This is a genomic window from Paenibacillus thermotolerans (assembly GCF_028745515.1).
Taxonomy (GTDB): domain Bacteria; phylum Bacillota; class Bacilli; order Paenibacillales; family YIM-B00363; genus Paenibacillus_AE; species Paenibacillus_AE thermotolerans.
The window spans coordinates 48,750-57,756 of the sequence record NZ_JAQZSG010000032.1 but is presented as its reverse complement, the minus strand read 5'-3'; the positions used below and the strand labels follow the sequence as shown (position 1 = coordinate 57,756).

At 56.8% G+C, this 9,007-nt stretch carries 10 protein-coding genes; 9 read left to right on the top strand and 1 reads right to left on the bottom strand.

The window, feature by feature from the left end; translation table 11 throughout:
- The first annotated feature begins 253 nt into the window (after positions 1–253).
- From PT964_RS21355 to PT964_RS21330, 6 genes are all read left to right on the top strand, one after another.
- Positions 254–1,309 (top strand): glycosyltransferase family 2 protein, encoded by a 1,056-nt coding sequence (locus PT964_RS21355; RefSeq protein ID WP_274365383.1) that lies wholly within the window; start codon positions 254–256, stop codon positions 1,307–1,309.
- Positions 1,306–2,811, top strand: coding sequence for a glycan biosynthesis hexose transferase WsfD (gene wsfD, locus PT964_RS21350; protein ID WP_274365382.1), 1,506 nt, complete (start codon positions 1,306–1,308; stop codon positions 2,809–2,811). The genes PT964_RS21355 and wsfD overlap by 4 nt, the downstream gene beginning before the upstream one ends.
- 16 nt (positions 2,812–2,827) lie before the next feature.
- On the top strand, positions 2,828–3,583 hold the full coding sequence (gene pxpB / locus PT964_RS21345) for a 5-oxoprolinase subunit PxpB (protein WP_274365381.1): 756 nt from the start codon (positions 2,828–2,830) through the stop codon (positions 3,581–3,583).
- A complete protein-coding gene (locus PT964_RS21340) occupies positions 3,580–4,593 on the top strand; it encodes a 5-oxoprolinase subunit C family protein (protein ID WP_274365380.1) in 1,014 nt (337 codons plus the stop codon). Before pxpB ends, PT964_RS21340 begins: the two co-directional genes overlap by 4 nt.
- A 14-nt stretch (positions 4,594–4,607) precedes the next feature.
- Entirely contained in the window at positions 4,608–5,375 is a 768-nt protein-coding gene (locus tag PT964_RS21335; RefSeq protein ID WP_274365379.1) for a LamB/YcsF family protein, read from the top strand.
- Between the two features lie 94 nt (positions 5,376–5,469).
- Positions 5,470–6,009, top strand: a complete 540-nt coding sequence (locus tag PT964_RS21330) for a zinc ribbon domain-containing protein (RefSeq protein WP_274365378.1) — start codon at positions 5,470–5,472, stop codon at positions 6,007–6,009.
- Positions 6,010–6,027: 18 nt separating this feature from the next.
- Here PT964_RS21330 and PT964_RS21325 read toward each other — a convergent pair whose 3' ends face one another.
- Positions 6,028–6,246: a hypothetical protein gene (locus PT964_RS21325; RefSeq protein WP_274365377.1), complete on the bottom strand. Its 219-nt coding sequence runs from the start codon at positions 6,244–6,246 to the stop codon at positions 6,028–6,030.
- 182 nt (positions 6,247–6,428) lie between these two features.
- On the opposite strand from PT964_RS21325, the gene PT964_RS21320 reads away from it, so the two are divergent.
- From PT964_RS21320 to PT964_RS21310, 3 genes are read left to right on the top strand one after another with little or no spacing between them, the layout of a single operon-like run.
- A complete protein-coding gene (locus tag PT964_RS21320) occupies positions 6,429–6,953 on the top strand; it encodes a YfiT family bacillithiol transferase (RefSeq protein ID WP_274365376.1) in 525 nt (174 codons plus the stop codon).
- A complete protein-coding gene (gene lepB, locus PT964_RS21315; protein WP_274365375.1) occupies positions 6,953–7,504 on the top strand; it encodes a signal peptidase I in 552 nt (183 codons plus the stop codon). Before PT964_RS21320 ends, lepB begins: the two co-directional genes overlap by 1 nt.
- Positions 7,505–7,539: 35 nt before the next feature.
- Positions 7,540–9,006: an amidase family protein gene (locus tag PT964_RS21310; RefSeq protein WP_274365374.1), complete on the top strand. Its 1,467-nt coding sequence runs from the start codon at positions 7,540–7,542 to the stop codon at positions 9,004–9,006.
- Position 9,007 lies beyond the last annotated feature (1 nt).

Here is a 9,007-nt window from a genome sequence, read left to right as displayed (position 1 = left end):
TGGTGTGAGAGGTCAGGGGCTAGCCGCCCCTATCTACTCGATTTTCCAGATGTCCAGGTAGTTTTTGCCATAGTACCAAGTTTTGGTGCAAAGTGAGTCGGTTGAGGGAGAAGTGTGCGTTAGTACCAAGTTTTGGTACTAAGAGAATTGTGCGAGGGGGGGCAGTCAGGGTCGTATCGAATATCGCGCGAATAGCGAGCCTCGGGACGGCAAAAAATACCTCTATTACACAATAGAGAATGGAATGGATTACATGAGAGAGTATGTGCATGTACATCGAGAGCGTGTGCCGGCCCTTGCGATTGTTGTCCCCTGCTATAACGAAGAGGCGGTGCTTCCGGAGACGATTCGACGGCTGATGCGGAAGCTTGACGAGATGACCGCAGCCGGGCTGATCGGACAAGGAAGCTTTATGCTTTTTGTCGACGACGGGAGCCAAGACAGCACATGGCCGATCATCGAGCAATATCGAATGTCGGATATGCGCATCTGGGGTCTCAAGCTGTCCCGGAACGCCGGACACCAAAATGCGCTTCTGGCGGGGCTTAATGCCGCGATGGAAGCGGCGGATTGCGTCATTTCGATCGACGCCGACCTGCAGGACGACATCGATGTGATGAACGAGCTCGTTTTGCGATACTTGGAGGGCAACGACATTGTGTACGGCGTCCGGTCGGAGCGGGAATCGGACTCGTGGTTTAAACGAACGACCGCCGTCAGCTTCTACCGCTTAATGGAGCGCTTAGGAGTGTGCATTGTGTTCAATCATGCGGATTATCGCCTGATGAGCCGCCGGGCGCTGCAGGAGTTGGCGCGGTTTCGCGAAGTAAATTTATTTTTGCGGGGGCTGGTGCCGCTTCTCGGATTTCGTTCCGCGCAAGTGACGTACCGGAGAAACGAACGACTTGCCGGAGAATCGAAGTATCCGCTTCGCAAAATGCTCTCCTTCGCCTGGAACGGGGTTACTTCGTTCAGCGTCGTTCCGATCCGAGCCGTCACGTTGGCCGGCTTTGCGCTATTTATGGTAAGCCTCGCGGCCGCCCTGTATTCGTTAGTATCGAAGTGGTCGGGAAACGCGGTGTCCGGCTGGACGTCGCTAATGATGTCCTTATGGTTTATCGGAGGCATCCAGCTGATCTGTCTCGGATTGGTCGGCGAATATATCGGGAAAATTTACAAAGAGGTGAAGGGCAGGCCACTTTATATCGTGGAGAAAGCGCTGAAAGAGAATCGAAAGCCGGAAAGCGCGCCGACCGTTCCCGATTATCAAACGGAACCGAATCCAGAAAGCGAGGCGATTCCGCATTGAAGACGAGGGATAAAAAGACGGAGCGGCTTGCGCTCTTCATCGTTACGTTCGGCACGGCCTATATATTGGGGGCCGTGCTGTTTGCGCGACCGATCGCAGGAGTGGCGGATAACGGGGACTTTTTGCGAATAATGATCACGCTCGGACTGGAGTACGCCGAAAAGCTGTCATATAATCAAAAATATTTCGGATATGCAATCCGGGAGTTCGCTATGACGGCGCCTGCCGCAGGAAACTATATTTCGACGGCGCTGCCCATAGCTTTCGCCGCAAAAGCGTTGAATACGATCGCATACAGCCGCGTCATTTTTGATATTCGATGGCTGGCGCTGCTCTATTCTCTTTTGCTGATTGCCGGGCTGCGGCTGCTCATCATAGGATACGGCGCCAAGCTCGGATGGGCGGCAATTCCTCTGGCTTGCATCCTCGTGTGCGTGTTTGCCGACGGCGGTTATATCGCATATTTTAATTCCTTGTACAGCGAGCCTGCTTCGTTCCTTGGCATGCTGCTGCTGGTCGGTTCGGCGGCAGCCGTCATCCGTTCAAGCCCGAACACGAGAAAACGTCTTGTTTGGCTCGCTTTGTTATTTTTATCCGCGCTTCTGCTGATCGGAGCCAAAACGCAAAATGCGCCGATCGGACTGCTCATTGCCGTGTTCATTGCTCGGCTTGCGAGCCTTCAAAGCGAAGCGAGGTGGAAACGAGCCGTATATGCTGTGGCCCTTACGACCGCCGTCAGCTCTGTTTCGCTATATTTGCTTGCACCGCAGCAGCTGAAGCATATCAACGTTTATCAAAGCGTATTTTACGGCATTATGAAAGATTCGCCGTCGCCGGAGGCGGACGCGAGGGAGCTTGGGCTGCCGGAGCGGCTGGCGGCGAATGCGGGAACGAACTTTTTTACAAAGGATGCGCCGATCCCGCAGAACGATCCGATGCTGCAGCAGACGCTGTATTCGAGCGTGTCGCATGCGGATATTGCATTATTTTACTTGAAGCACCCCCTTCGGCTATATAAAAAGCTCGAGAGAGCTGCGGAACACGCCGCTATGTTCCGCCCGTATTACCTAGGCAACTTCGAGGCCGAGGCAGGGCTTGAGCGCGGCGCCGTCGACGACCGCTTCGCGTGGTGGAGCGGCTTCAAGCGCCGCTCCATGCCCACGCTGCCGGCGCTGCTCGGCTTCGCGCTGCTGATATGCGCGGCAACGTTCCGCGCATGGCGGCATGCCGCCTCGGCGGCCGAACGCGCCCAAGCCGAGCTGTGGGCGCTTGTGGCGGCCAGCGGCGGCATAGCTTTTGTCGTCCCCTTGATCGGGGACGGCGAAGCCGATCTCAGCAAACATTTGTTTTTGTTTCATGTTTGCTTCGATTTGCTGCTCGCGGCCGCAGCCGCCTGGGCGCTTGTGTACGCCGCGTCTCTCCTCTCCGCGGCGGTCAAAGCCGCTTTCGCGCTTCCAACGGTGCGCAACATGAATTACAATAAGAACAAAATGAACGAATAAAGGCGTGATATCCGAAATGAGCGTACAGGCGAATATTAAGCCTCTTGGGGAATGCGCTCTCATCGTGACGCTGGGCAGCTCGATCGCGCCGGACATCCACAAGGCCGTGCTTCAATTGTCGAAGAGCCTGGAGAGGGCGCCGTTTCCGGGTTTTGTGGAGGCAGTACCCGCCTATGCGTCGGTGACGGTTTACTATGATCCTATCGCGGTCTATCGTGCGGCCGGACGCGCAGGGGACAACGCACACGGTGTCAACCGTCCGCAGGAACAGGTGCGAAGCTGGCTCGAGTCACGCGTGCGATCGCTGAACGCTTCCCCGAACCCGAACGGCAGTACGGTGACGCCATCTCCCAAAGAAGTGCGAATTCGTGTATGCTACTGCGAGCAATGCGGCCCGGATTTAAGGGACGTAGCGACATATCACCGGCTTTCCGTCGATGAGGTTGTCCGCATACATACAGCGGCAAGCTACACCGTTTATATGATCGGTTTTTTGCCCGGATTCCCTTATTTGGGGGGAATGTCCGAGAAAATCGCCACTCCGCGTCTGAATACGCCTCGCGCATCGGTTCCCGCCGGCAGTGTAGGAATCGCAGGAAGTCAAACCGGCGTATATCCGCTTGCATCGCCCGGCGGGTGGAGATTGATCGGGCGTACGGGCATCCCGCTGTTTCGTCCGGAGCGGCGGCCGCCCAGCCTGCTCTCGGCGGGGGATGCGGTACGCTTCGTGCCTGCGGCGCATTCCGAATTCGAAGCGGGTGTTTCGTCATGACGTTCATCGTGCAAAAACCGGGCATGCTTTCGACGATCCAGGACCTCGGCCGGGCGGGATGGCAGCGTTACGGCGTATCCGTCGGCGGTGCGATGGATGAAGGGGCGTTGCGGCTGGCTAACGCGCTCGTCGGCAATGACGCCGGCGCCGCAGCGATCGAGATGACCGTTGTTGGTGCGACGCTTCAAACCGAAAAGGACATCATTGCGGCGGTATGCGGCAGCGACATGAATGCAACGGTCGACGGCCGGCCGTTGCCGATGAATCGTCCGGTGCTTATTTCGGCGGACAGCATCGTAACATTCGGGCCGGCAAGCGAAGGCTGCCGTACGGTCGTTGCAGCAGCCGGCGGCATCGAGCTGCCGGAGCTGCTCGGCAGCAGGTCCGCCGCGTTGCGCAGCGGGTTCCCGGGCCTGCTCGGCCGTCCGCTGCGTCCCGGCGACAAGCTGGAAACGAAACCGGTTTCGCCGGATCGACAGCGGGCCATCGAACTGTCATGGGTCTGCACAGGGCGTATGCGATACCCTTCTTGGTTCGTCCGGGGAGATTGGAGCGGCACAGGAGCGTCCCGCGACGCCCGCTCCGAGCATTCCATCCGCGTTGTACCCGGTCCGGAGTGGGACCGATTCCGCCCGGACAGCTTGGGAAGCTTTCTTGGCGCAACTTTCAACGTGACGGCGCAATCCGACCGGATGGGCTTGCGCTTATCGGGCGTACGGCTCCAAACGGCGGAGCCGGTCAGCATGCTGTCGGACGCCGTCACGATGGGCACCGTTCAGGTGCCGGCGGACGGCCTGCCGATCGTGTTGATGGCCGACCGTCAAACGACGGGGGGCTACCCGCGGATCGGACAGGTTGCGCGGGTGGATCTTCCGAAGCTTGCCCAAGCGCGGCCGGGGGATAGCCTGCGATTTATTGCCGTTACGGCGGAAGAAGCCGAATCGCTGCTGCTTGAGCGTGAGCGGCAATTCGAGCGGATGTTGGCGGGTTTGAATCGTAAACGACTGTAAACAAGGGGGTAAACATGAAGCGGTACATGGATATCAATTGCGATCTTGGCGAAAGTTTCGGCGTTTACCGGCTGGGCGAGGATGAACAAATTTTGGATTACGTCACGTCGGCAAATGTAGCCTGCGGCTTTCACGCGGGAGATCCGTCCACGATGCGGAGAACCGTGGAGGCATGCTTGGCTAAAGGTGTCGCTGTCGGAGCGCACCCCGGGCTGCGCGACCTTGAGGGCTTCGGCAGAAGAACGATGGCAATCGGCGCCGAGGAAGTTTATGAGCTCGTCCTGTATCAGCTTGGGGCTCTCGGTGCGTTCGTACGCTCGGCAGGAGCCGAGCTTCGGCATGTGAAGCCTCACGGCGCACTGTATCATATGGCGGAGTCCGTTCCGGGCGTCGCGGAGGCGATCGTGAAGGCGGCCGTGGCGTACGATCGTACTTTATGCGTTTACGGGATGGCGAGCGGCCGGTTGGCGGCAAGCGCGCAAAGCGCGGGATTGCCTGTCGTACATGAAGCGTTCGCCGATCGAGCTTATGCTTCGGCGTCTCAGCTCGCCCCCAGGACTGCGCCGGGCGCCGTTCTTGCCGATGCGTCGGCCGCTGCGGAGCAAGCCGTATCGATCGCGGTCAAAGGCGCGGTTCGGACGATTGGCGGACGTGAAGAGAGCCTGAAGGCGGATACCCTTTGCATTCACAGCGACTCGGCACATGCTTTAACCATCGCGCGACGCGTACATCAAGCCCTTCTGAACGAAGGGGTTTCGTTGAAATCGCTTCGGTTCGATTGACGTCATCATTTGATACAATCCGAAAAATCGGCAACCTTGCTTCTCGCTGCTTCGTATATTAATAGAAAGTGACTGGAGGGGGAAATGCCGACATATGGAAAATCGTAAACAAGACAACCGGCATCAATCGACAAGAAGCATTCTTCGGGTGCTGGGGATTTTATTCATTGCTGCAGGCATCATGAGTATCGGAACGGCGATGGTCGACTTTTTTACATTCGATAAATTCGGCGGGCCGTTCAGCCCGGGGCCGACCAAGTTTCATTACTTCTTTATCGGGATACCGCTGCTGTTCGTCGGTTTCGTAATGACGAGCTACGGCTTTATGGGCGCCGTAGCGAAGTACCAGTCCAAGGAATTGACACCGGTAGCGAAAGAGACGTTCAATGAATTCGCCGCGGGCGTAAAACCGGGCGTACGTGAGATCTCCAAAGGCTTTGCGGAAGGTCAAGGGACATCTGCGCCTGACCTTCCGGGAATTGTATGTGACGACTGCGGAACGGAGAATGAACGAAATTCGAAATACTGCAAAGGCTGCGGGAGCACGTTGCCGGTTCAGAAGCAATGCGCAGCCTGCAATCATCTTAACGACGCGGATGCATCTTACTGTACGGAGTGCGGACAAAGGCTGTAATGAATCAAATGTTTACCATCAACCGGCTGCAGAGGCTTTCGCTTCCTGCAGCTTATTTTTAATGAATTGAATTTGCTTTAAAGCGTAAAATTTGAGCGGCGCTCCCTTCAATTGGCTTGGCTTAACCATTGTGTTCGTATCGTTGTCGATAATCGTAACCGAGCCGTTCGGGTAAAACCGGAACGTATAGTCGAATCCCCGCTCTATAAACCGATAGTTTTGCAATGCGTTTGCCATATGAGCACCACCTCATCGAACATTTGTTTGCATATCCAATATACCAAACATTCGTTCGATTGTGAAGATGAATTTCCGAATAATTACAACTTTTTTTTCAAGACGTCCTGCACGGGCTTCCGGCAGGAATTTGTGCGTGCCGTTTCGAATACATAAAGTTGCAGGACGAAGGAGGAAGATGTATGGACGCTTTGCGTTATCCGATCGGAGCTTTTGAGTGGAACGCGGCATACGACAAAGAAACCGTGTCCGGATGGATCGATGAAATCGAAGCTTTGCCCGGGAAGCTGCGCGAAGCGATTCGCGCTTTGAACGGCGAACAGCTAAATACCCCTTATCGGCCCGGCGGCTGGACGGTTCGTCAAGTCGTTCATCATGTAGCGGACAGCCATATGAACAGCTATATACGATGCAAACTGGCGATCACCGAGGATCGTCCGGTGATCAAGCCGTATCGCGAGGACGTTTGGGCCGAAACCGCAGACTGCTCTCTTTCCCCGGAGGTATCGCTTCGTCTGTTGGACGCATTGACCGAGCGGTGGGTCGCTTTGCTGCGAAGTCTTACGAACGAGCAGCTACAACGGGAATTTCTGCATCCGGAATCGGGCGCCAAGCGGCTTGATTACATCATCGGCTTGTATACCTGGCACGGCGCCCACCATTTGGCGCACATCGAGAATTTGAAACAAAGAATGGGATGGTCCTAGTGGAAAAGAAAAGAACGTTCCGCACCTCGCTCTGGGAGTGGACGAAAACCGGGGCCGTCGCCGTTACGGCGGCGGTGCTCATTAACGCATATGTGCTGCAGGCGTTTCAGGTCAAAGGAGAGTCCATGCTGCCGACGCTGCATAACGCGGATTCGACCTTTGCTTTTAAAATTCAAACCTCATACGATTACGGGGACATCGTCATCATCGACAGCCGCATTGATAAACACCGCTCCTGGCTTGATCCGGTGCTCGAGCATCCGCTTGTCGCGAATCTCAGAGGCGTGCAGCAAGAATATCTTTGGGTCAAAAGGGTGATCGGGAAAGCGGGCGACAGGCTGGAAATTAAAGACGGCGTCGTCTACCGGAACGGCAAGGCGCTGGAGGAACCGTATACAAGCGAGCCGACGCTGTCGAACCTCGATGAAGTCACGGTTCCCGAAGGCCATATTTTCGTGATGGGCGACAACCGCAACAACAGCACCGACAGCCGAGTGATCGGAAGCATACCGCTCGGGAATGTGGTCGGCAAAGTCATTTTCACATACTAAGAGTCCTAGATTATGTACAGAAAGCCGGGATCAAAGTGAATATCGAACAATTGAGGCACCGAAGCGAGACGTGGCTTCCGGAGCGCACGATTTCCGAGCTTCGGCTGGCGATGGAGCAAGGCGAGGTCACCAGCGAAGAGCTTGTCATGATGTATGTCATGCGGATCGTGAATCACGACCGGGACGGGCTGCGGATTAACTCCGTCTTGGAGATCAATCCCGATGCATACGGCATTGCAAGAGAGCGGGATGAGGAGCGGAAAGCGGGCCGCGTGCGCGGACCGCTGCATGGAATCCCGATCGTGATCAAGGACAATATCGATACGGCGGACCGGATGCATACGAGCGCCGGCTCCATCGCGCTCTCCGAGTCGTTCGCGGAGCGGGACGCAACGGTGGCCGCCAAGCTTCGCGAGGCGGGGGCGGTGCTGCTCGGAAAGACGAATATGACCGAATGGGCCAACTTCATGTCGGATCATATGCCGAACGGCTATTCTTCCAGAGGAGGACAGGTGCTGAACCCGTACGGCCCGGGTCTGCTGGATACCGGAGGTTCGAGCTCCGGCTCCGGGGCGGCCGCGGCGGCCAGCTTCGCCTCCGCCGCCATCGGCACGGAAACATCGGGCTCCATCATTTCTCCGTCAAGCCAGCACAGCCTGGTAGGTATTAAGCCAACTGTCGGCCTAGTATCAAGAGGAGGCATTATCCCGATCTCCCGCAGTCAGGATACGGCGGGGCCGATGGCGCGAACGGTAGAAGACGCCGCCATCGTGCTGACGGCGATCGCCGGAGCGGACCTGCTTGACTCGGCGACATCCGAAGGCAGCATCCGTGCGGCACAGGATTACACGGCGTATTTGGATGCGGACGCTTTGAAGGGGGCTCGCATCGGCGTACCGAGGGCTTATTATAAAGATTTGCCCGAAGCAGCGCTGTCCGTCATGGAGCAAGCGTTCGAGGCGCTCCGAAACGCAGGCGCCGAAGTGATCGATCCGGTCTCGTTTCCTTCGGAAGCGGACGCATGGGATTATAACGTGCTGAAATACGAGTTCAAGCCCGACTTGAACGCTTATTTAAGCCGGACCGCGCCGCATGTGCCCGTAAAGTCGCTGGCCGATCTGATTTCTTACAATGAAAAGCATGCCGATCGGGCGCTCAAGTACGGACAAGCGATTTTGCTAGAATCGGAGGCTACGTCCGGCACGCTGGAGGAAGAGGAGTATAAGCGCGCCCGCCGCACCGATCTTGAACGGTCGCAGGCGATGGGCATCGATTACGTGTTGAAGGAGCACCGGTTGGATGCCGTCGTGTTCCCGAACAACTGGGGCTGCGGCATCGCTTGCAAAGCCGGTTATCCGCTCATAACCGTCCCGGCGGGCTTTAACGGTCAGGAGCCGATAGGAATCACCTTTACGGCCGGCGCGTATTCGGAGCCCGCGCTAATAAAGCTTGCCTATGCGTTCGAGCGGGCGACCCTTCACCGAAAGCCTCCCGTGCTTTGAG

Excerpts from the sequence above, each read along its gene's own strand:
- PT964_RS21355 (WP_274365383.1), top strand. The coding sequence starts at position 254 with ATGAGAGAGTATGTGCATGTACATCGAGAGCGTGTGCCGGCCCTTGCG.
- pxpB (WP_274365381.1), top strand. The coding sequence starts at position 2,828 with ATGAGCGTACAGGCGAATATTAAGCCTCTTGGGGAATGCGCTCTCATC.
- PT964_RS21340 (WP_274365380.1), top strand. The coding sequence starts at position 3,580 with ATGACGTTCATCGTGCAAAAACCGGGCATGCTTTCGACGATCCAGGAC.
- PT964_RS21335 (WP_274365379.1), top strand. The coding sequence starts at position 4,608 with ATGAAGCGGTACATGGATATCAATTGCGATCTTGGCGAAAGTTTCGGC.
- PT964_RS21330 (WP_274365378.1), top strand. The coding sequence starts at position 5,470 with ATGGAAAATCGTAAACAAGACAACCGGCATCAATCGACAAGAAGCATT.
- PT964_RS21325 (WP_274365377.1), bottom strand. The coding sequence starts at position 6,246 with ATGGCAAACGCATTGCAAAACTATCGGTTTATAGAGCGGGGATTCGAC.
- PT964_RS21320 (WP_274365376.1), top strand. The coding sequence starts at position 6,429 with ATGGACGCTTTGCGTTATCCGATCGGAGCTTTTGAGTGGAACGCGGCA.